This window comes from Rodentibacter sp. JRC1, from assembly GCF_020521555.1.
Lineage (GTDB): Bacteria > Pseudomonadota > Gammaproteobacteria > Enterobacterales > Pasteurellaceae > Rodentibacter > Rodentibacter abscessus.
In genome coordinates this window covers 820,588-844,162 of the sequence record NZ_BPWA01000001.1, presented here as the reverse complement: position 1 = coordinate 844,162, position 23,575 = coordinate 820,588, and the positions used below count along the sequence as shown (strand labels likewise).

General features: G+C 39.6%; 18 protein-coding genes and 1 pseudogene. 10 read left to right on the top strand and 9 right to left on the bottom strand.

Features of this window, described 5'->3' with window-relative positions:
* Positions 1–192 precede the first annotated feature (192 nt).
* Together HEMROJRC1_RS03775 and gorA are read left to right on the top strand one after the other, a co-directional pair.
* A complete protein-coding gene (locus HEMROJRC1_RS03775) occupies positions 193–2,289 on the top strand; it encodes a TonB-dependent receptor domain-containing protein (protein ID WP_226691696.1) in 2,097 nt (698 codons plus the stop codon).
* 144 nt (positions 2,290–2,433) lie between these two features.
* A complete protein-coding gene (gene gorA, locus HEMROJRC1_RS03770) occupies positions 2,434–3,807 on the top strand; it encodes a glutathione-disulfide reductase (RefSeq protein WP_226691695.1) in 1,374 nt (457 codons plus the stop codon).
* A gap of 104 nt (positions 3,808–3,911) precedes the next feature.
* On the opposite strand, the gene HEMROJRC1_RS03765 is transcribed toward gorA, so the two are convergent.
* From HEMROJRC1_RS03765 to malQ, 4 genes are read right to left on the bottom strand one after another with little or no spacing between them, the layout of a single operon-like run.
* Entirely contained in the window at positions 3,912–5,576 is a 1,665-nt protein-coding gene (locus HEMROJRC1_RS03765; protein ID WP_226691694.1) for a PTS transporter subunit IIBC, read from the bottom strand.
* A 10-nt stretch (positions 5,577–5,586) separates the two neighbouring features.
* Positions 5,587–6,378, bottom strand: coding sequence for an endonuclease/exonuclease/phosphatase family protein (locus HEMROJRC1_RS03760; RefSeq protein WP_226691693.1), 792 nt, complete (start codon positions 6,376–6,378; stop codon positions 5,587–5,589).
* Between the two features lie 9 nt (positions 6,379–6,387).
* Complete coding sequence (gene glgP, locus HEMROJRC1_RS03755; protein WP_226691692.1) at positions 6,388–8,655, bottom strand: glycogen/starch/alpha-glucan family phosphorylase; 2,268 nt, start codon at positions 8,653–8,655, stop codon at positions 6,388–6,390.
* Between the two features lie 10 nt (positions 8,656–8,665).
* Positions 8,666–10,162: a 4-alpha-glucanotransferase gene (malQ, locus tag HEMROJRC1_RS03750; RefSeq protein WP_226691691.1), complete on the bottom strand. Its 1,497-nt coding sequence runs from the start codon at positions 10,160–10,162 to the stop codon at positions 8,666–8,668.
* A gap of 195 nt (positions 10,163–10,357) precedes the next feature.
* On the opposite strand from malQ, the gene HEMROJRC1_RS03745 reads away from it, so the two are divergent.
* The 3 genes and pseudogenes from HEMROJRC1_RS03745 (at position 10,358) to hslU (ending at position 13,219) form a co-directional block, all read left to right on the top strand.
* Complete coding sequence (locus HEMROJRC1_RS03745) at positions 10,358–11,071, top strand: UTRA domain-containing protein (protein WP_226691690.1); 714 nt, start codon at positions 10,358–10,360, stop codon at positions 11,069–11,071.
* Positions 11,072–11,304: 233 nt separating this feature from the next.
* Positions 11,305–11,832: an ATP-dependent protease subunit HslV gene (hslV, locus tag HEMROJRC1_RS03740; RefSeq protein WP_226691689.1), complete on the top strand. Its 528-nt coding sequence runs from the start codon at positions 11,305–11,307 to the stop codon at positions 11,830–11,832.
* Positions 11,833–11,885: 53 nt separating this feature from the next.
* Positions 11,886–13,219: pseudogene (gene hslU / locus HEMROJRC1_RS03735) on the top strand (HslU--HslV peptidase ATPase subunit).
* A gap of 68 nt (positions 13,220–13,287) precedes the next feature.
* On the opposite strand, the gene HEMROJRC1_RS03730 reads toward hslU, so the two are convergent.
* From HEMROJRC1_RS03730 to HEMROJRC1_RS03710, 5 genes are all read right to left on the bottom strand, one after another.
* On the bottom strand, positions 13,288–13,986 hold the full coding sequence (locus HEMROJRC1_RS03730) for a lactate utilization protein C (protein WP_226691688.1): 699 nt from the start codon (positions 13,984–13,986) through the stop codon (positions 13,288–13,290).
* Positions 13,986–15,398, bottom strand: coding sequence for a LutB/LldF family L-lactate oxidation iron-sulfur protein (locus HEMROJRC1_RS03725; protein ID WP_226691687.1), 1,413 nt, complete (start codon positions 15,396–15,398; stop codon positions 13,986–13,988). Before HEMROJRC1_RS03725 ends, HEMROJRC1_RS03730 begins: the two co-directional genes overlap by 1 nt.
* A 1-nt stretch (position 15,399) precedes the next feature.
* Positions 15,400–16,131: a (Fe-S)-binding protein gene (locus HEMROJRC1_RS03720; RefSeq protein WP_226691686.1), complete on the bottom strand. Its 732-nt coding sequence runs from the start codon at positions 16,129–16,131 to the stop codon at positions 15,400–15,402.
* 79 nt (positions 16,132–16,210) lie between these two features.
* Positions 16,211–17,809 carry a lactate permease LctP family transporter gene (locus tag HEMROJRC1_RS03715; protein ID WP_226691685.1) on the bottom strand — a complete coding sequence of 533 codons (1,599 nt, stop codon included), beginning with the start codon at positions 17,807–17,809 and terminating at the stop codon, positions 16,211–16,213.
* 267 nt (positions 17,810–18,076) lie between these two features.
* Complete coding sequence (locus tag HEMROJRC1_RS03710) at positions 18,077–18,907, bottom strand: neutral zinc metallopeptidase (protein ID WP_226691684.1); 831 nt, start codon at positions 18,905–18,907, stop codon at positions 18,077–18,079.
* 175 nt (positions 18,908–19,082) lie between these two features.
* Between HEMROJRC1_RS03710 and lysM the strand changes: the two genes are divergently transcribed.
* The 5 genes from lysM (at position 19,083) to secE (ending at position 23,575) form a co-directional block, all read left to right on the top strand.
* A complete protein-coding gene (gene lysM, locus HEMROJRC1_RS03705) occupies positions 19,083–19,523 on the top strand; it encodes a peptidoglycan-binding protein LysM (RefSeq protein WP_226691683.1) in 441 nt (146 codons plus the stop codon).
* A 220-nt stretch (positions 19,524–19,743) separates the two neighbouring features.
* The gene (gene tig / locus HEMROJRC1_RS03700) at positions 19,744–21,045 is read left to right on the top strand and encodes a trigger factor (RefSeq protein ID WP_226691682.1); all 1,302 of its coding nucleotides are present in this window, start codon (positions 19,744–19,746) and stop codon (positions 21,043–21,045) included.
* A 137-nt stretch (positions 21,046–21,182) separates the two neighbouring features.
* A complete protein-coding gene (gene clpP / locus HEMROJRC1_RS03695; protein WP_226691681.1) occupies positions 21,183–21,764 on the top strand; it encodes an ATP-dependent Clp endopeptidase proteolytic subunit ClpP in 582 nt (193 codons plus the stop codon).
* A 9-nt stretch (positions 21,765–21,773) separates the two neighbouring features.
* On the top strand, positions 21,774–23,021 hold the full coding sequence (gene clpX / locus HEMROJRC1_RS03690) for an ATP-dependent protease ATP-binding subunit ClpX (protein ID WP_226691680.1): 1,248 nt from the start codon (positions 21,774–21,776) through the stop codon (positions 23,019–23,021).
* Positions 23,022–23,158: 137 nt separating this feature from the next.
* Entirely contained in the window at positions 23,159–23,575 is a 417-nt protein-coding gene (gene secE, locus HEMROJRC1_RS03685; RefSeq protein WP_226691679.1) for a preprotein translocase subunit SecE, read from the top strand.

The following is a 23,575-nucleotide window of genomic DNA, read 5'->3' as shown; positions in this document are numbered from 1 at the left end:
ATTGAATAATAATTCGGGGTGAGGGAACCCGAGTTGAAAACAAGGTGTGGAATGATACGCAGATTTGTTGAGATTGCAAGTCGGGATTTTTATGTTTTACCTCTTTATTTTTTTAAGATCGAATTACTTGAAATAAACTTAAAAATAAATGATAATGGTTCTCATATTTTTTATCAGCTTGAGAGAATATTTATGAAAAAGACAAATTTTGCGTTACTCCCTTTAGCCGTTTTAGTTTCAACTTCGGTGGGCGCTACAGAGACCCTTGGGGTTATTGATGTGGTAACAGAAAATACCGGAGCGAAAAGTAAAACGAATGTGGTGACGTTAGAAGATTTGAAGAAATCAACAAATGAAGATTTACGTGGCGTGTTAAATGCAGAACCGGCGGTGAACTTCGGTGGCGGAAATGGCGGCACTTCACAGTGGGTAACCATTCGAGGAATGGGGCAAGATCAGATTGATTTTAAAGTGGATAATACCTCAAGCGATGCGCAATTATTTCACCACCAAAGCCGATTTATATTTGATCCGAGCTTAATTAAACGCATTGATATTCGTAAAGGGGCCGGTTCTGCCAGTGCAGGTATCGGTGCTACCAGTGGCTCAATTGAGGCGACAACGGTAGATGCCAAAGATTTATTAAAAGAAGGACAAGATTTTGGTTTTAAGCTTAATGCCGGCGTTAGCAGTAATAAAGGGCATTCTCAAGGAGCAACCGTTTATGGCAAGGTGGGTAGCGTTGATGCCTTATTAAGCGGTAGCTGGAAAACCATTGAAAACTATAAAGGCGGTAAAGGCTATAGCAATAAAGAAGGTTCGCAAACCGTAAAAAATAGTGCGATTGGTGAACGAGGATTGCTTGCCAAACTCGGTGTGGATATTAATGAGGATCACCGCTTGGTTTTAAGCCATCGTCAAGAACGCTATCACGGCGCACGTGGATTACGTGAAGAATTTGATTTTTCACAAGATTGGGCAGCGGTATCAAAAAATAAAGCGGGAATCTATGCCTTTAATGTAAATCACCCGCGTTCGGGAGAATTACATAAAAAATGGCGTGATGCGGGATATACCGTTGATCCGAACACCGGATATGTGCTTGATCAAAATGGTAATCCGGTTCCTTATACCGATAATAATTCACCTCGCTATCGTATTACCACTCAAGATACAACTAATCTTGAGTGGACAGGTAAAAAAATGGGCTTTATTACCGAAGCGAAAGTTAATGCCTATTTAATGAATGTTTCACGTAAGGAAACAGATACCAAAAGTGAATCTAAAGTGATAACAAAAGGTGTGAACATTAATTTAGATTCTGAAATCGGTGCAAATCACTGGGTGAAATACGGGGTAAATTATCGTCATCAAGAAGGTAAACCAAATAATTTAAGCGGTGCTGTGACGAATAATCAGAAGAAAGAAGATGTCGGTTTATATGCCGAAGGGATTTGGGGATTCGGGCCGGTTACGTTAACAACAGGCTTGCGTTATGATCACTTTAACTTCAAAGCCAATAATGGTAAAGAAGTCAGCAACGGTGACTTTAATCCAAGTGTCGGGTTAATTTGGCAAGTAACGGACGGTTTAAGTTTTAATACCAATTTGAATTACGCAAGTCGCAGCCCACGTTTTTATGAGGTTGTACTTGCCGGTGGGACGGTACGAAGTGTTGCGGATAATCTACGTGCGGAAAAAGCGCGTAACACAGAGATCGGCTTTAACTACGATTTAAACGAAAATATTTCGCTTAATGGTAGCTATTTCTGGCAAAAAGTGAAAGATGCTCATGCGCTTAAAGATAATACCATCGTTAATTCAGCATTACTTCGTAACCAAGGCTATGAGTTGGGGGCTGCATATAAACAAGGCGGCTTTAAATTCCGTTTAGGTGTGGCTGAAAGTAAGCCGGAAACGACCGCACTTAATGGGGCGACATTGGATAATACGGTACTTGCCGTGGCGATGGGGCGCACTTGGACAACCGCCGTGTCCTATAAATTTGAAGCACCTGCTCTTGAAATCGGTTGGAAAGGACGTTTTGTTGAAGGAGAAACAGGTACTCCGAGTCGTGGTTCCAGCTCAGGGAGCAAACCGATTAAACAAGCCGGTTATGGTGTCAACGATTTTTACGCAAGTTGGGACGCAAATGAAAATTTAACGCTTAATTTTGCCATCAACAACGCATTTAATAAGCGTTATAAAAGTCATAGCCAGCGAGCTGGAGCAAACAGCTTACCGGGCGCAGGGCGTGATTTCCGTTTTAATGTAAATTACACTTTCTAATCATTTCTCGTTATGCGTTTAAAGTGCGGTCGAATTTGACCGCACTTTTTCAATATAGACATACCCAATCACATTAATCTATAGCTTTATTGATTGATTTTCGGCAAAATGTAGAAAATTTTTGTATTTAGAAAGGATCAAATTATGACTAAACATTATGATTACATTGCTATTGGTGGCGGTAGTGGTGGTATTGCTTCTATTAATCGTGCGGCAAGTTATGGTAAAAAATGTGCGATTATTGAAGCGAAATATTTAGGTGGAACTTGCGTGAACGTAGGTTGTGTGCCGAAAAAAGTCATGTTTTACGGTGCACAGATTGCCGAAGCGATTAACCACTACGCACCGGATTATGGTTTTGATGTCGATGTGAAAAAATTTGATTTCGAGAGACTTGTTAAAAGTCGTCAAGATTATATCAGCCGTATTCATGCCTCTTATAATAACGTGCTCGCTAAAAATAACGTTGATGTGATTAACGGTTTTGGTAAGTTTGTTGATGCGCATACGGTTGAAGTAACGTTCGCTGACGGCTCAACAGAGCAAGTTACTGCAGATCATATTTTAATTGCAACCGGTGGTCGTCCATTCCGTCCTCATTCAACTAAGGGACAAGAATATGGTATTGATTCCGACGGTTTTTTTGCATTAACGGAAGTGCCAAAACGCGTAGCAATCGTTGGTGCCGGCTATATCGCCGTAGAACTTGCCGGTGTGCTAAATAGTCTTGGTTCCGAAACCCATTTAGTGGTGCGCCGTCATGCTCCGATGCGTAATCAAGATCCGCTGATTGTCGATACCTTGCTTGAAGTGTTGGAACAAGACGGAATCACTTTGCATAAACATACCACGGTAGAAGAAATCATTAAAAATGAAGACGGTTCTTTAACCGTTAAGTTTGATCACGAACGCAACATTACCGTAGATTGTGTTATTTGGGCGGCAGGTCGTGAGCCGGCAACCGATAAGATTGGTTTAGAAAATGCAGGGGTAGAAACCAACGAACGCGGTTATATCAAAGTGGATAAATATCAAAACACGAATGTAAAAGGTATTTATGCCGTGGGCGACATTATTGAAGGCGGTATTGAATTAACACCGGTTGCGGTGGCGGCAGGACGCCGTTTGTCCGAACGCTTATTTAACAATAAACCGAATGAACACTTGGATTACAACCTTGTGCCGACAGTCGTATTTAGTCATCCGCCGATTGGTACGGTGGGATTAACCGAGCCGCAAGCGATTGAGCAATATGGTGAGGCAAATGTGAAAGTTTATAAATCTTCTTTCACCGCAATGTACACGGCAGTGACGCAGCATCGTCAACCTTGCCGTATGAAATTAGTCTGTGTGGGGAAAGATGAGAAAATAGTCGGCTTGCACGGAATTGGTTTTGGCGTGGATGAGATGATTCAAGGTTTTGCCGTTGCTATTAAAATGGGCGCGACTAAAGCAGACTTTGATAATACCGTCGCAATTCACCCGACAGGTTCTGAGGAATTTGTCACAATGCGTTAATCTTTTTCGGTATTGTGTAGGCCACACAATATAGATGTTTTTCTGAAAATGAAAAAAGTGCGGTTAAAATTGACCGCACTTTTTGTTAGTCACTAAATGGGAGATTAAATTTTCGGAATTTCAACACCTGATCTTAGTAGATCTTGAATATCCGATTTCAATACATCTGCTTTCGGACCATAAATGGCCTGAATGCCGGTGCCTTTCACAATAAAGCCCATCGCTCCAGCTTGTTTCCAACTTGCTTCATCGCCGACTAACTCCGCATTGTGTACGGTAATACGTAAACGTGTCATACAAGCGTCAACATCAACGATGTTATTACGTCCGCCAAGTAGATTCACGATCTGCACGACTTGTGCGCTGGCATTAGCAACTTTTGTTTCGTTGTCGGTCATTTCCTCAGAACCTTTTGCATCGTAGTTGCCATTACGCCCTGCTGTCGCCAAATTGAGTTTTTTAATCATAAAATTCGCAATAAAGAACATTGCCACAGCAAAAAGAACGGATACCCAGATAAAGTTGATAACATCCATACCGATCCCCGCTTTAATTGCCATTGGCGTACGGGTTAAAAATTCGATGTTACCGAATGAATGCATACGTAGATTCACAATGTCTGCCATTGCAAACGCACTTCCTTGTACTAAGGCATAGATAAGATAAAGTGGCATTGCGACAAACATAAACATATATTCGATAGGTTCAGTGACCCCGGTTAAAAAGACTGCAAGAGCTGAAGAAAGGAAAATACCTTTGTAGATTTTTTTCTTATCAGGATCGACATTGACGTACATTGCAAGGGTAACTCCCATTAAGATGCCGCTAGAACCGATCATTTGTCCCACTTTGAAGCGTGCAGGCGTAACCGTTGAGAGTAAATCATTATATTGTGCGAATTGGCCGGCATCTTTTAGGTTAATCAAATCGGTAATCCAAGCCAACCATAACGGATCTTGTCCGAAGACTTGTACCCCTTTTTGTGCACCGGTTAAAAATTCATATGTGCCGCCTAACGAGGTATAATTCATTGGAATGGTGAGCATATGATGTAAGCCGAAAGGGAGTAATAGACGTTCTAATGTTCCGTAGATAAAAGGTGCTAAAATCGGTGCGGTATTTTGTGAATTGGCAATCCACTGGCCAAAATGATTAATGCCTGTTTGTACTAAAGGCCAGAATAATGCCAAGAGTATTGCCACCAACACGGAACGATAAATAACCACGAAAGGTACAAAGCGTTTACCGTTAAAAAAGGTGAGAATTTCAGGTAATTTACGGAAGTTATAGTAACGATTAAACGTTGTTGCCCCAACAAAACCGGCGATAATTCCAACGAATACTCCCATATTTAATGCAGGTTGACCCAATATATTGACAAAATAATTCGCCACCGGAATATCGCCCGCAAATACCGTGCTGACATGGGCATTCGGATCATTGAGCATTTCAATTTTCACACCGAAAAAATGTCCGGTGATTAAGTTAATTAAAATAAAGGCAAGACCTGCGGCAAATGCGCCGCCTGCACGTTCGTTTGCCCAACTGCCGCCAATGGCTAAGGCAAACAGCAAGTGAAGATTGCCGATAATTCCCCAACCGATTTGTGCGATAATATTACCTACACGTGCTAGCCATTCTGCATCGCTAAGTAAAGGCAATGAGTTACCGATACTTACCATTAAACCTGCTGCCGGCATTACTGCGATCACCACCATTAGGCATTTGCCGAATTTTTGCCAAAATTCAAAACTGAGCAATTTTTTCATTTTTATTCTCCTATAATATGAGCTCCACTTCCAAACCAAAATGGTCGGAAACAACAGGTTTGTTTTTGCCATTAAAAATGACCTGACTGGATAAAACCCTTCTGGCTTGATTTAAAAAAATATAATCCAACCGTTTTTCTTCGCTGTGATTACGCCAACCATCAATGGCTTTTTCTACCGTAATCCCTGCATCTTTTTGCTCTGCCATTTCATAACTATCAAACAAGCCTAGGGATTTGATATTTTGATAAGATTGAGAATCGGCTATTGCATCGGTATTAAAATCTCCCATTAGAATTTTTAGATTGTTACTTTGGCTACGCTCAACAATCGTTCGAATATTGTCGAGTTGATTTTCACCTTGAGCATTAGGTAAATTGATATGGCAAGAATAACAATCTACAAGTTGTCCCTGATATTCTAGGGTTAATCCTAAAATTTTACGGGAAAGTATGGAATCTGGTTGCTGATGTTGACTGCAATAAAAAGTATCGATGTCATAAACCGGTAAACGGGTTAAAAATGCGATGCCTTCATCATATTTATCGTAACCAATGTGCGAGTTACTCCAAAATAGCGAATATTTTTGTTCAACCAGCTGATTAATTTGACGCAATAAAATCACGGCATAATTATCCGCTTTTAACGATTGTGAAATTTCAGGTGCAGACATTAGCTGATTGACTTCCTGCAAGGCGACAACATCGTAGCCTTTTTCTACAATCGTTTGAGCAACTATCGCTATTTTTTCCGCTTGGTTATCTTCTAACCAAGCATGTACATTTAGGGTAAGTAGCTTCATCTTCTTCCCTTAACGCTCACAATGCCAAATGTCAGCGTTATACTGTGCGATGGTGCGATCTGAGGAGAAGAAACCTGCTTTCGCAATATTCTGAATAACTTTTTTATTCCAGCTATCTTGATCTTCGTAATCCGCTAAGATTTTTTCTTTTGTTTCAACATAAGCATTAAAGTCAATTAAGGTCATAAACCAGTCTTTATTCAATAATTCATTATAAAGACGCTCTAAACGTGTTAAATTGCCCAACTTGACCAATTTCGGATTAAGAATGAAATCTACCGCACGTTTGATATTTTTATCGCTTTCATAATAATCCTTTGATACATAGCCGGAAGTCTCATAAAGTTTAATGATACTTTGTGAATCTTTGCCAAAGGTGTAAATATTTTCTGAGCCGGCTAATTCGGCAATTTCAACATTTGCGCCATCCATTGTGCCTAATGTTAATGCACCATTGAGCATAAATTTCATATTGCCTGTGCCGGACGCTTCTTTTGAAGCAAGAGAGATCTGCTCTGAAACGTCCGTTGCCGGAATTAATTTCTCAGCCACACTCACATTATAGTTTTCTATCAAATGAACGTTCAGATATCGGTTTACTTCAGGATCGTTATTAATCAACTCAGATAAACAAAGAATTAAATGAATAATATCCTGTGCGATGATATAAGCAGGTGCAGCTTTTCCGCCAAAAACGATTGTAATCTTACGTTTTGGTAAATTACCCGCCTTGATTTCAAGGTATTTATGAATCACATAAAGCGCATTCATTTGTTGGCGTTTATATTCGTGAAAACGTTTTATTTGTGTATCAATAATAGAATTTTCATCTAACTCGATACCCTTGTTTTCTTTAAGGTATGTTTTCAATGCCAGTTTATTTTTTAACTTAATTTCCGATAATTTTTGATGTACGGCCTTATCATCTTTAAATGTAAGCAGTTTTTCTAGTTGTGTCGCATCTTGTAAATAATCATCACCGATAAGTTGTTTAATATAAGCCGCCAATTCCTGATTAGAAAACTCTAACCAGCGGCGGAAAGTAATGCCGTTTGTTTTATTGTTAAACTTGTTCGGGTAAATCTTATAAAAGTTTTTAAGTTCTGAATTTTTTAAGATTTCCGTATGTAGTGCCGCTACACCATTTACAGAATTGGAAAAGTGAATATCCATATGTGCCATATGAACACGATCTTCATTATCGATAATTTGTAATTTAGGATCCGTATATTCGGCACGCACCAATTCATCTAGTTTTTTGATAATAACTACTAAATGGGGAATAACTTCATCTAAATAAGATAAAGGCCATTTTTCTAATGCTTCGGCAAGAATCGTATGGTTGGTATAACCGATCATATTACGTACGATGCTAACGGCTTCGGTAAATTCAATTTGATGTTTTTCCGTTAATAAGCGGATCAACTCAGGGATCACCATAGAAGGATGGGTATCATTAATTTGCACATAAGCATAATCGGCTAGATCGTGTAGATTACTGCCTCGTTCAATTGCTTCATCAATTAATAATTGTGCGGCATTCGATACCATAAAATACTGCTGATAGATACGTAATAATTCACCGTTTTTATCAGAATCATCTGGATAAAGGAATAACGTTAAATTTTCTTTAATCTTGGTTTTATCAAATTCAATACCTTCTTTAATTAAATTATGATTAATTGATTGAATATCAAATAGATTAAGATAATTTTTAGTTTCTTTTTTATAACCTAGAATATCAATACGATCTAATTTAGACTTTAGTGTGAAGTTTTTAAATGGAACTTCATAGCTAATATCTGTTGGAATTAACCAAGAATGTTTTTCTATCCAATAATTCGGTTCGGTTTGTTGTTCGTTATGTCTGAATACTTGTTTAAATAGACCGCAGTGGTAGTTTAATCCGACACCTTCTGCATTTAATCCAAGGGTTGACATTGAATCGATAAAACAGGAGGCTAAACGTCCCAACCCGCCATTTCCCAAAGAGGGTTCCGGCTCAATATCTTCAATATGACTTAATGATTTTCCTGCATTAGCCAGTTCGTTTTTAATATCCTGATATACACCAAGATTAATTAAATTATTAGATAATAATTTACCAATAAGAAATTCCGCAGAAATATAATAAACTTTACGTTTTCCGTTATTTTTCGGCTTATTCTCAGAAATTGTTTTTACATAGTTTAATAATTGTACATAAATATCCTGATCGCTTAATTCGCCGAGTGTTTTACTTGTTGCAGTTTGCACAAATGTACTAAATTTAATCATTGTTTTTTCCTTAATTAGCTCTTTGATATAAAGTAGTCATATGAGTTAAAAATGCTTTTTTATCTTGAGTTAAATCTTCTCTTTGCATTCGCCATTGCCAATTCCCACCAATGGTAGAAGGAACATTCATTCTGGAACTTGCCGGCAAGTCTAAAATATCTTGCATCGTTACAATCACCGTATTGCTGACGGTTGCGAATAACTGACGAATCATTGCCTGACAAACGGATTCGTTTTCTCCGCGATGCGTGTAATCATTGATATACGCCTGCTGCTCTGGTGTTAAACCTTTATACCAACCGTTGACGACATCGTTGTCATGAGTTCCTATATAGGTAATAGAATGAGGAATATTATAATGCGGGCTATCTAAACTTTCGCCGCTCACATCCTCAAAGCCGAATTGCAAAATTTTCATTCCCGGATAACCGCAATCAGTGAGCAATTTTCTTGCTTTATCATCAATATTTCCAAGATCTTCAGCAATGATTGGTAAATCACCTAATTTTTGCTTTACCGCTTCAAATAAACCATAGCCGGGGCCCGGCTGCCAGCTACCGTATTTGGCAACCTCCGCTTTTCCGTCAATTTTCCAATAATCTGAAAAACCTTTGAAATGATCGATACGAAGGACATCGTAAATTTTAAAACTTTCTTCAATACGATGAATCCACCAAGCATAGCCTTGTTTTTTGTGTTCATTCCAATCATAAAGAGGGTTTCCCCAGAGCTGTCCGGTTGCACTGAATTGATCGGCGGGAACGCCGGCAACATATAGCGGGTTACGCTCCGCATCTAATTGAAATAGTTCCGGTTTTGTCCAAACTTCAACACTGTCTGCCGCCACATAAATAGGCATATCACCAATGATTTTAATACCTTTTCGGTTGGCGTAATTTTTTAATGCCAGCCATTGTTGGAAGAAAAAGTATTGCGTTACTTTAAAATACCGAATAGATTCGGCTAGCATTGAGCGATACTTTTCCAGCACTTTCGGATCTCGAGTTACAGCCTGTTTATCTTCCCATTCTTGAAGAGCCTTGTTGCCAAAATATTCTTTAATTGCCATAAATTCAGCATAATCTTCTAGCCAAGTGCGGTTGTTTTTTTCAAAGTTTTTAAACTCGGCTTTAAATTTGCCATTGGTTAAGAAATTTTTTACGGCGATTTCTAAAATCGGGCGGCGGACATAAAAAATACGCTCATAATCAACCTGTGTCGGATCATTCCCAAAATTTACAGAGTCATAGTCCGATTTTTTTAGTAGATCCATTTTTGCTAATAATTCAAAATCGATTAAGTGTATATTGCCGGCAACGGCGGAAAAAGATTGGTAGGGGGAATCACCGTAGCTTGTGGTCGTTAATGGAAGGATTTGCCAATAGGTTTGTCGGGTTTCGGCTAGGAAATCAACAAAATCGTAGGCAGACTGTCCAAAACCACCGATTCCAAAGGAATTTGGCAATGAGGTGATGTGCATTAAAACACCACTTGAACGAGTAAGCATAATATTTCCTCTAAAAATTAGAACTGTCGGCGATTTTAACCCAAACTTTATTTTATGCAATGGCTTTTACGTAAAAGTTATTGCATTATCGTAAAAGTGTGATTTTGATCACGAAAACTATAAGTGTAATCTGATGAGTTTGTGATATGCTCTTGAATGAAGAGATAGAGGGATAAAAATCGGTAACTGAAAATAATGAGTAAATATAAAAAAGTTTATAACGATATAAGAAATAAAATTACAGGCGGGGTTTTATCTGCAAAGCAGGAATTGCCAAGCGAAAGCGAGCTAATGAAAGACTATGGTTTTTCAAAAGATACAATTCGTAAAGCCTTATCGCTGCTTGAGATAGACGGCTATATTCAGAAACAACAAGGGCGAAATTCCATTGTTCTGGAACGTAACTTACTAAAACCGCAGGTGCTTTCTGAAATTAAAACTGTCGGTGAATTAAACCGCACTTTAACGCGTAACGTTAAAACAACCTTGACAAGTTTATATATTGTGCAAGGCGAAGAAGATTTAATGCGCATCTTTAATGTAAATGATCAAATCGATTTTTACCGTATAGGCCGCATACGTGAAATTGACGGTCAATCCGTAGAATATGAAATTTCTTATTTTGATCGTCGAATCGTGCCTTTTATTAACCGTGATATAGCCGAGCAATCTATTTATCGGTATTTGGAGGGAGAATTGGGGCTAAATATTAGTTATTCGCAACGAGAGATTGTGTTTCGATATGCAAACGAAGAAGAAAAAAATGCGCTGGATCTTGGTGAATACAATATGGTTGTGAGTGTAACCAGCACCACTTACTTAGCTGATGGTCGTCCGTTTCAATACGGTAGTATAAGCTATCGCCCTGACAAAATTATTTTTGCTTCGACAGCTAAACGTCATGGATAATGCGATAGATAAACTCAGTAAGTTGTAGATGAAAATACAAAAAAGGGCGGTCAAAATCAACCGTTCTTTTTGTTATGGGGAAATTAGCTGTTGAATAAACGTAATACCGGCTCAATATGCTTTCTAAGCACAAAAATCAACATATCCCCAAATTCAAAAGGAAAAACTAACTTGAATTTTCTGATTCAATCGCCATATAGCGAACAGGTTTTTTATTTAAAAAGGACAGAATAATGACAACGATTGTAAGTGTACGCCGTAATGGGCAAGTCGTCGTAGGTGGTGACGGGCAGGTTTCCTTAGGCAATACCGTAATGAAAGGGAATGCGCGTAAAGTACGCCGTTTATATAATGGTAAGGTTTTGGCCGGGTTTGCCGGTGGTACGGCGGATGCATTCACACTTTTTGAACTGTTTGAACGCAAACTTGAAATGCACCAAGGACATTTACTCAAAAGTGCGGTCGAATTAGCGAAAGATTGGCGAACCGATCGTGCTCTACGTAAATTAGAGGCTATGTTAATTGTCGCAGATGAAAAAGAAAGTTTAATTATTACCGGTATCGGCGATGTGGTGCAGCCTGAGGAAGATCAAATTTTGGCGATTGGCTCCGGCGGCAATTATGCCCTGTCTGCGGCACGTGCGTTGGTGGAAAATACAGATCTATCAGCTCGAGACATTGTGGAAAAATCATTAAAAATTGCAGGCGATATTTGTGTGTTTACTAACACTAACTTCACGATTGAAGAACTGCCGAATTAATTTTCTACTTTTATTTATCAATACACGGAATATAACAAATCAAGGAATAAATTATGTCTGAAATGACTCCTCGCGAAATTGTCTCTGAATTGGATCAACATATTATCGGACAGGCCGATGCTAAAAGAGCCGTCGCTATTGCTTTAAGAAATCGCTGGCGTCGTATGCAATTGCAAGAGCCGTTACGCCATGAAGTAACACCAAAAAATATTTTAATGATCGGGCCGACCGGAGTCGGAAAAACGGAAATTGCGCGCCGTTTGGCAAAATTGGCTAATGCGCCGTTTATTAAAGTAGAAGCGACAAAATTTACGGAAGTAGGATATGTGGGGAAAGAAGTGGATTCTATCGTTCGTGATTTAACGGATGGTGCGATGAAGCTGGTTCGTCAACAAGAAATCGCCAAAAATCGTGCAAAAGCGGAAGATGCAGCGGAAGAGCGCATTCTTGATGCTTTATTGCCACCGGCTAAAAACCAATGGGGGAAGTAGAAAATCACGATAGCAATGGTAGCACCCGTCAAGCGTTTCGTAAAAAATTACGTGAAGGTCAGTTAGACGATAAAGAAATTGAAATTGATGTTTCGGCCGGTATTTCTATGGGCGTAGAAATTATGGCGCCTCCCGGGATGGAGGAAATGACTAATCAGTTGCAGTCTATGTTCCAAAACTTAAGTAGCGAAAAAACGAAAAAGCGCAAAATGAAAATCAAAGATGCGTTGAAAGCCTTGATTGATGATGAGGCAGCAAAATTGGTTAATCCGGAAGAGCTAAAGCAAAAAGCGATTGAAGCTGTGGAACAAAACGGGATTGTATTCATTGATGAAATTGACAAAATCTGTAAAAAAGGTGAATACAGCGGTGCAGATGTATCGCGTGAGGGCGTGCAACGTGATTTATTGCCGTTAGTGGAAGGATCTACGGTAAGCACTAAACATGGTATGGTGAAAACCGATCATATTTTGTTTATTGCCTCAGGCGCATTCCAAGTAGCTCGCCCTTCAGATTTAATTCCTGAATTGCAGGGGCGTTTACCTATACGTGTTGAACTTTCAGCACTAAGTGCGGCTGATTTTGAGCGAATTTTAACAGAACCGAATGCTTCATTAACCGAGCAATACAAAGCGTTAATGGCAACAGAAGGCGTGAATATTGAATTTACGGCGGATGCAGTGAAGAAAATTGCCGAGGCAGCATTCCGTGTGAATGAAAAAACTGAAAATATTGGTGCCCGCCGTTTGCATACGGTAATGGAGCGACTGATGGATAAAATTTCTTTTAATGCTAGCGATATGAATGGGCAAACGGTCAATATTGATGCGGCTTATGTGGCGGATGCTTTGGGAGATGTGGTAGAAAACGAAGATTTAAGCCGTTTTATTCTTTAATTTCTCTTTTTTAGTCAAGGAAAAAAGTGCGCAGGATCTGAACAGTCTGCGCACTTTTTGTTTTACGGTTATAGATCGTCAATTACTAAATAAATTTTGGCGACAGGGCCATGTACACCGATAACTTTAATCAATTCAATATCCGCCGTGGAACTCGGGCCTGAGATAATATTGATACAAGATGGCATACGCTCGCCTTGTTGCGCTTTATCATGTAGTACTTTTGCAACTTGAGCTACACGAGGAACTACTTGGCTTTTACGTAATACAACGATAGATTTTTCAGGCAGTAAGCTTACCGAACGACCACGATCTTGATTTGAGAATAATACGATTCCCCCGGTTTCGGCTAAACCATAATCGGCATAGACAACACCGATATTCGCTTTCTCTGAAAAGGCGATATTCTCCTTTGCGCTTTCGGGTGACCAAGTGTGGCAAGTGTATTTTTCTGCTAAGACTTGTGGAATACTTAATGCGGTTAATCGTTCATCAGTATTGAGCACCACATCGCCTCCGCCGTACTTTTCACATAATGCTACTAATGCGCTTGCCGCTTCCGCTTCCGTTGCAATATTTACATCTACCATCATTGTTTTCGCAGAATTAATAAATTCATTGACAAGTTCGGTTTGCGTTAATTGGGTTAAACGCTCTGTCGGGTAAGTGTTTACCGGTGTTGGCATTGGAGCCGGTTGGGTACTGCGGGCCTTTCCCATTTTGGTTGCCAACTTATTCAAAAAGTTTTCGCGATTTTGTGCATCCATTAGTTTTTACCTCTATTATTAAACCATTGACGGAAGCTTTCGCCCTCAGGCTGTGGTAAATCTCTTGCTTTTGTCCACTCGGAGAGTGCACCGACAGAAAGCATAGGTTTGCCGTTTTTGATCATTTTACCGGCTAGTTTCGCCCCTACATTCACACCCACTTTCCATAATGTCGGATGGGCATTGGCAAAGGTGAAACCGAAAATGGAAAGTTGTTCCATTGTAGGTGTTTTACCTTGTTCCACCATTTTTTCACGGTGTTTTGAGATAAGTTGAGCCAACGGAATGCGGACAGGGCAAACGGAATTGCACGCATTACATAAGGAACAGGCATAAGGTAACTCTTTAAATTCATCATATCCACCAAGCAATGGTGAAATCACCGCACCGATTGGACCCGGATAAATGGAACCATAACCGTGACCACCGATCTGACGGTAAGCCGGGCAGGTATTTAAGCAGGCACCGCAGCGGATACAGCGCAACACTTCTTGAAATTCAGAAGCTAAAATATCGGAACGACCATTATCGACAATGACTAAATGAAACTCTTCAGGTCCATCGGTTTCTCCCTCAAGACGCGGGCCGGTAAGCCAAGTATTGTAGCCTGTTAATTTTGCCCCTACGGCACTTCTGGCAAGCATTGTGATTAATACGTCAACCTCTTGGAAGGTTGGAGCAAGGCGTTCCATACCCATTACGGCGATATGGGTTTTAGGAAGTGCTGTGGCTAAGCGTAGATTTCCTTCATTAGTGACTAAGCAAACAGAACCTGTTTCTGCAACGGCAAAGTTACATCCACTGATACCGATATCGGCTTCTAGGAAATCTTGACGAATTTTTTCACGCACAAAACGAGTCATATCTTCCGGTGTTTCTTCGCCTTTATAACCCAGTTTTTCAGCAAGGTCTTTGCGGATTTGATGACGATCTTTGTGAATAGCAGGTACAACGATATGGGACGGTTTATCACCTGAAATTTGGAGTAAATATTCGCCTAAATCCGTTTCAATTACCTGCATACCTTCTTTTTCTAAGGTTTCATTTAAACCGATTTCCTCGGTAACCATTGATTTGGATTTCACGATTTTCTTGGCATTTTTTTCTAATGCGACTTGGCGAATGTATTCACGTGCTTCTTCGGCGGTCTCGGCAAAATAAACTTTACCTCCGTTTTTTTGTACATTTTCACTTAATTGATATAAGTAAGCATCTAAGTTAGCTAAAACGTGGTTACGGATTTGTTTGGAAAGATCACGCCATTCTTCCCAATGACCTAATTCATCCACCATTTTTTGACGATTCGCACCGATGGTTTCTTGCGCTTTCACCACGGCTTTACGCATAATTTCGTTGTTAACTTCGTGATTAACACGATCTTTAAACGCAAGTTGGCTTGTTTTTAATGACATCTTATTTTCCCCCCTGCATCAATACTTCGGCAATGTGCATTACTTTGATTTTGCTGCCTTCACGTTGTAAACGTCCGCCGATATTGAGTAAGCAACTTACATCAGCACCGATTAAATAATCAGGTTCTACTTCTTCAATATGCTCGACCTTTTCTTTCACCATTTCACCGGAAATTTCAGCCATTTTCACAGAGAATGTTCCGCCAAAACCACAACAGGTTTGCTGGTTATGAATCGGTAATAATTCTAATCCCTTTACGCCTTTTAATAGTGCGATAGGTTCATTTACAATGCCTAGTTTACGTGAAAGGCTGCAAGACGGGTGATAAACCGCTTTTCCGGGTAAGTATGCGCCGATGTCAGTTACTCCTAACTTATTGACGATAAAATCGGTTAAGTCATAAAAACGATCGGCGACTTTTTGTGCGCGCATAGCCCATTCAGGCTCGCCTACACGTGTAAAATATTCAGGATAATTTTTAATTGCATAGACACAGGAACCGGCAGGAGCAACGATAGGGTAATCATTTGCTTCGAAGGTTTGTACCAGATTTTTCATTCCCGGAATTGCTTGTTTTGTATAACCACTATTTAATGCGGGCTGCCCACAACAGCCTTGTTTTTCAAGAAAAGTAATTTGGCACCCGAGCTTTTCCAGTAATAAGACGGTATTTTTTGCCACACCGCTTTTTACTACATCAGCAATACAGGTAACGTAAAAATTCACGTTCATATTTAATCGCTCCAACAAAAAGAGAAGTCAACGACGACCGCACTTTATAAAAAAGTGCGGTCGTTTTTCAAATAAAATTTTAAAGGGTATAGAACAGCGGCACTAAGAATAGCGCACAAAGGGCTGCAATAATACCGTAGATTACCATTGGCACAATCGTTTTTTTAATGATAGGGCCTTCTTGGTTCGAAATATTCAATACCGAGCTTACGGCAACGATATTATTAATACATACCATATTCCCCATTGCACCGCCTACAGATTGTAAGGCGAGTATGAGTACAACAGAAAGACCGGTGGTTTCCGCGGTAGAAAGTTGCACACTGCCGAACGTTAAGTTTGACACGGTATTTGATCCGGAGAAGAACGAACCGATGGCACCAAGGAATGAAGAGAAAATTGTCCAGTCATCACCGGTAACGTCTGCAAATGTCCGGCCGATAATTTTTACCATAGAATGATCGCCGCCAACTAACATTAAATTCACCATCACAAGGGCACCCATTAAGGCAATAAACGGATTTTTTGATTGTTTTAGGCTTGAGCTAAAAATTTGTTTTACGTTCTCACCGGACACTTTAAAGAATGGAATTGCAATAAGCACCGTGATAATAAACGGAATGAGCGCAGGTACATATAACAATTTGTAACTGGATGAAACTTGAGAACCAAAGATATTTTTTAAGGTAAAGATAAGACCTTTACTTATTTCAAAGGTACCAAGTGATCCTAATACGGTAGAGAACCAAACGGTAGTGTCGTTCATCATTGCTTTAAACGGTAATTGTTGTACGCGGGTTACAATTAAAAAAGCAATAAGTAAACCGGTTGGGAATAAGGCTTTTAACACTTGTGAAGTACTAACGGCTTGATTATCAAGCGTATTATCCACTTTTGCCAAACCGATATTACGATTAGCAGCCCATACGGAAACAAATAATCCGACAGCACCACCGATTAATGATGGGAATTCATCGTTTACTTGCGCTAAGAGGAAATAAGGAATGACACAAGCAAATACGCTAATGTAGATGAACAATAAATTTTTACGAATTTCTTGCCAACTAACGACTATACGTAAGGCTAAAATCGGAATGATTAAAGCGGCAATGGAATGGATAAATGCTGTGACCGCACCGATTTGTAAAACCATTTCACTAGGTAATTTTAACGGGCCGAAACCAAACCAAGTCGGTGTGCCGACCGCACCGAAAGAAACAGGGACAGAGTTCATCACCAATGCAAGCATTGCAACTTTTAGCGGATGAAAACCTAAACCGACTAAAATAGGCGCTGCAATCGCGGCAGGCGTACCAAAACCGCTTGCACCTTCAATCATAAAGGCAAATGCCCAACCGATGATCATTAATTGTGCGACCGGATTAGGGTTAATGTTTCCCAGCCATTTGCGCATAACATTTGTTGCGCCGGAAACTTCGCTAAAGCGGTTAAATAGAATGGCGCCAAAGATAACGGTAATCGGTGTTTGTACGGCAACAATTGCAGAAACAACATTCGCACTAATGGTAACGATATCCGTATCAAAATGAAGAAGATGAACACCCATTACTAAGGTAGCAATCCACGGCAGGGCAACATAAGAGGGTAACGCATTGCGTTTAACCATAAGATAAATCAATAAAATAATAGGAAAAATACTAAGAACAAAAGACAGCATTAAGATATCCTTAAAATTATGTTAAAAAAACGTACATATATTAGTTTTTTTTATGTTAATGGGATATACCTATTTTGAGAAATTGTGAGTAATATCACAAAAAATCCTACTCCTACTAGGATTTTATTAAAAAGTATTTCAAGTTTTAAAAGAAAATTATAAAAATTAATAAATTATTAGTATTTTTGTTGTTTTATTTTATGTGATTTAGGGGGGGCTTAATTGGAAATAAAAAAGCTGACTTCGTTTTCCAAGTCAGCTTTTTTGTTAATTAAAGGTATCACATCCGCTTGGGTTACCGCTTTGTAAGCCTTTTCTAAACCAGGCCAAGCGTTGTGCTGATGTACCGTGAGTAAAACTATCCGGCACTACATAGCCTTGCCCGCGCTTTTGTAAGCGATCATCTCCTACGGCTTCTGCCGCATTAAAGGCTTTTTCTTCATCACCACGTTCAAATAAACCGCTTTTGACTGCTTGATTTGCCCATACACCGGCAAAACAGTCGGCTTGTAATTCAAGCTTCACGGAAAGTTGATTTGCCGTTTTGCGATCCATCGTTTGTTGAGCCCGATGAACTTGCCCTAAAACACCTAACAAGTTTTGCACGTGATGCCCTACTTCATGAGCAATCACATAAGCAAAAGCTGAATCACCGGCGGCACCTAATTTATTTTTCATATCATTGTAGAAAGATAAATCTAAATAAACTTTACGATCATTCGGACAATAAAACGGCCCCATTGCCGATTGCCCTGTTCCGCAAGCGGTAGAGGTTGCACCACTATAAAGTACCATAGTCGGCTCTTGATACTGATAACCCATTTGCTTGAAATAATTTCCCCAAACCGTTTCAGTATCCGCTAAGACGACTTTTGACAATGCGGCAAGCTGTTGCTCTTCTTGTGTTTCTAAAGGTTGAGAAGATTGTCCTGAAAAATCGGGAGAGCCGACTAAGCCCGATAAATCGACACCATAATAAGCACCGACTAATAAAATAATAAATCCCAAAATGCCGGTGCTTTTGCCTCCGCCAAAATGACCTCCGGCTTTTCGTCTATCTTCTACATTTGAACTTTCTCTTCTACCTTGCCAACGCATAGGTTCTCCTGAATCTAGTGAATCATAAAAAATATGTGCATTCTATCAAAGTGCGGTCATCTTTGAAGCTGTTTTAGGAAAAATTTACAAGAATTTGCACTGTTATTTATAGACATTTTCATGACTTTTAAGTATTGTAACGCCTGAAATTTACAACTTGAAAAGGAATCAGAAAATGGGTTTATTTGATTTTGTTAGTGATATCGGTAAGAAAATTTTTTCTAAAGAGGAAGATGCATCACAAGCAGTGACACAACACATTGCAGAAGATAATCCGGGCGTAGAAAATCTTTCGGTCACTGTTGAAAATGGCGTGGCGAATATTCAAGGTGTCGCCTCTACTGCCGCGGCATTGGAAAAAGCAGTGTTGATGGCGGGGAATATTCAAGGCATTACCTCCGTTACCAGCAGCGTAACCGTTAGCAACGGTGAAAGCTTGGCTTCTGAAGACGCTTTCTACACCATTCAAAAAGGTGATACTCTCTGGAAAATTGCAGAAAAAACTTACGGCAACGGCGCAAAATATACGGCGATTGTTGAAGCGAATAAAGAGGTGATTAAAGACGCCGATAAAATTTTCCCGGGACAAAAAATTCGTTTGCCAAAAGGTTTATAAAAATAATCAAAAGTGCGGTTAAAAATGACCGCACTTTTTTATACTTGAAATTCTGTTGATAAATTCATCAAAATAAATGGCTTTTTGGTTGATTTATCGACTTTCTATCGACTGACTGCTTTTATTTCGTTATAATCCGACGGTTTTTTATCACTATTATTTTTATTAACAACGTGTTCGGTGTGAGTTTTACCGAGTGCAAAATTAATTGAGGTTACAAATGTCATTAAATATTGAAACAACCCAAGGTTTAGAGCGCCGTGTGGCGATCACTGTTCCTGCGGAAACCGTTGAGAAGGCAACGCGTGAAGAATTTAAACGTGCGGCAAAAAATGTTCGCGTAGATGGTTTCCGTAAAGGGCACGTGCCGGCTCACATTATTGAACAACGTTTTGGTGCATCAATTCGTCAAGATGTATTGAATGACTTATTACCACGCCATTTCTTCGATGCCGTGATCGCAGAGAAAATCAATATTGCAGGTCGTCCGACTTTTGCCATTGAAACTTTTGAACAAGGTAAAGATTTGGTTTTTACCGCAACTTTTGAAGTTTATCCGGAAGTTCAATTACAAGGTTTAGAAAACATCAAAGTCGAAAAACCGACAGTTGAGATTAATGAAACCGATATTGATAAAATGATCGATGTATTACGCAAACAGCAAGCAACTTGGGCTGAAAGTCAAGATGCGGCAAAAGCGGATGATCGTGTAACCATTGATTTTGTTGGCTCTGTCGATGGTGAAGAATTTGAAGGCGGTAAGGCATCGGACTTCGTCCTATTTATGGGGCAAGGTCGTATGATTCCAGGGTTTGAAGACGGTATTGTTGGGCACAAAGCTGGTGAGCAATTCGATATTGATGTAACTTTCCCTGAAGAATATCACGCAGAAAACTTAAAAGGTAAACCGGCAAAATTTGCGATTACTTTGAAAAAAGTAGAAAACATGGTATTGCCTGAATTAACGGATGAATTCGTTGCAAAATTTGGTCCGAATACAAAATCTGTTGCGGATTTACGTGCGGAAATTCGTAAAAATATGGAACGCGAATTGAAAAACGCATTAGTATCTCGCGTGAAGCAACAGGTTATCAACGGTTTAATTGAACAAAACCCAATTGATGTACCGAATTCTGCGGTTGAAGAAGAAATCGATGTATTACGTAACCAAGCGGCACAACGTTTTGGTGGCAACACTCAGCAAGCGGCTCAATTACCGCGTGAATTGTTTGAGGCTGATGCAAAACGTCGCGTTCAAGTCGGTTTGTTATTCTCTGAAGTGATCAAATCAAATGAGTTGAAAGTGGATGAGGAGCGTGCAAAAGCAATGATCGCAGATATCGCTTCTGCATATGAGCAACCGAATGAAGTGGTTGAATATTACAGTAAAAATGAAGAGTTGATGAATAATATTCGTAACGTAGTATTAGAAGAACAAGCAGTCGATGCAGTTCTTGCAAAAGCACAAGTGACTGAAAAAGCCTCTTCATTCGATGAAATTATGAATCCGCAAGCTGCGTAATTGTGATCGATTTATCACTGTGATTGATTAAAAGTGCGGTCGCTATTTTAAATAAAAGCGACCGCGTTTTTATTTGTAGGTCTTTTTTAGGTAAAATAGCCGATAACTTTATGAGTATATGAGTAATAGGTGAGAAAATGAGTTTAGTTCCAATGGTCGTAGAACAGACTTCGCGCGGAGAACGTGCCTACGATATTTATTCCCGTTTATTAAAAGAACGCGTGATTTTTTTAACCGGACAGGTTGAAGATCATATGGCAAATTTGATTGTGGCACAGTTGTTATTTTTAGAATCGGAAGATCCGACCAAAGATATTAATATTTATATCAATTCACCGGGTGGGTCAGTAACGGCAGGTATGGCAATTTACGATACGATGCAATTCATTAAGCCGGATATACGCACTCTTTGTATCGGTCAAGCCTGTTCTATGGGGGCATTTTTATTAGCAGGAGGGACTGCCGGAAAACGTGCGGCACTACCAAATTCCCGAGTAATGATTCATCAACCGTTAGGTGGATACCGTGGGCAAGCATCGGATATTCAAATTCACGCACAAGAAATTTTAAAAATTAGACATACCTTAAACGAACGTTTGGCTTTCCATACCGGACAGAGCATTGAGCGTATTGAACAGGATACCGATCGTGATAACTTTATGTCTGCGGAAGAAGCTAAAATTTATGGCTTAGTGGATGACGTGTTAGTTCAACGTTAAGGATTTAAAATGACAACCGAAAATAAAGATTTACATTGTTCTTTTTGTGGTAAAGAAAAAGATGAAGTAGATAAATTGATTGCAGGCACAGATGGTTACATTTGCAACGAATGCATCGAACTTTGCCATTCTATGCTGGAAGAAAGTAATGAAACCAATGATGAGAACGGTGATGAAAGTGCGGTTAAAAATGACACCAAATTGCCTACGCCTCATGAGATTCGCGCTCATTTGGATGATTATGTGATAGGTCAAGATTATGCCAAAAAGGTACTTTCCGTAGCGGTATATAATCATTATAAACGCCTACGTAGTAACTATGAAAGCGATAATGTAGAATTGGGAAAAAGTAATATTTTGCTGATTGGACCGACGGGCAGTGGTAAAACATTGCTTGCACAAACTTTGGCGCGACGTTTAAATGTGCCTTTCGCTATGGCGGATGCGACTACTTTAACGGAAGCCGGTTATGTTGGCGAAGACGTGGAAAATGTGTTACAAAAATTGCTGCAAAACTGTGAATATGACACGGAGAAAGCGGAGCAAGGCATCATTTATATTGATGAAATCGATAAAATCAGTCGTAAGTCTGAGGGCGCATCTATCACACGTGATGTGTCCGGTGAAGGTGTTCAACAAGCTTTATTGAAACTGGTTGAAGGTACGATTGCCTCAGTGCCTCCACAAGGCGGACGTAAACATCCTCAACAAGAAATGTTGAAAGTCGATACCTCAAAAATTCTCTTTATTTGCGGTGGCGCGTTTGCAGGTTTAGATAAAATTATAGGTAAGCGTACACAAATCGGCACAAGTATAGGCTTTGATGCTAAGGTAGAAAAAGACGAGGAACAATCCTTGTCAGAATTATTCCGTCAAGTAGAGCCGGACGATTTAATGAAGTTTGGTTTAATTCCGGAATTTATCGGTCGTCTGCCAATGATTGCACCACTGAGCGAATTAGATGAAGAGGCTTTGGTACAAATTCTTACTCAACCGAAAAATGCCTTAACCAAGCAATATCAAGCATTGTTCGGCTTAGAAAATGTTGAATTGGAGTTTACACCGGAAGCCTTAAAAGCAATGGCGAAAAAAGCACTTGAACGCAAAACCGGTGCGCGTGGTTTACGTTCCATCGTAGAAGGTGTGTTATTGGATACGATGTACGATTTACCATCTCTTGAAAATCTTGAGAAAGTTGTGGTAAATGAAGCAACAATTGTAGAGAACGAAGCACCGAAGTTGGTTTATCGTTCTTAATGAACCTTAGAAAGTGCGGTTGATTTTCCAAGTGTTTTCTCCATTTTTTATTTTTCGATAGGAAATCTCAAAAGAAAGTGCTACAATCGCGCGTTCTTAAATTATTCCTATTTTCCCCTTTTAAAACGGATTCAATTATGGCAACTGAAATTGTTGATAAAAAGAAAAAAACAGAAGAGCCGGTAGCAGAAGGTAAATCAAAAGGTCTAAATACATTACTTTGGATATTGGTTGTTGTTTTCTTCTCGGCTGCCGCTATCGGTAACGTGTATTTTCAGAAAGAATTTTCAGCACCGATTCGTGTAATTGCGATAGCAGCAATCCTTGTGGTAGCGTTTATTCTCGCAGCGATTACCAATCAAGGTACGAAAGCCCGTAATTTCTTTAAAGAAGCTAAAAATGAAGCGCGTAAAGTAGTGTGGCCGACACGATCTGAAACCCGTCAAACTACGTTAATCGTGATAGCTGTTACGGTGATTTCATCGTTATTTTTTTGGGCGACAGATTCCATTATCGTATCTATTATTAACTTCTTAACCGATTTGAGATTCTAA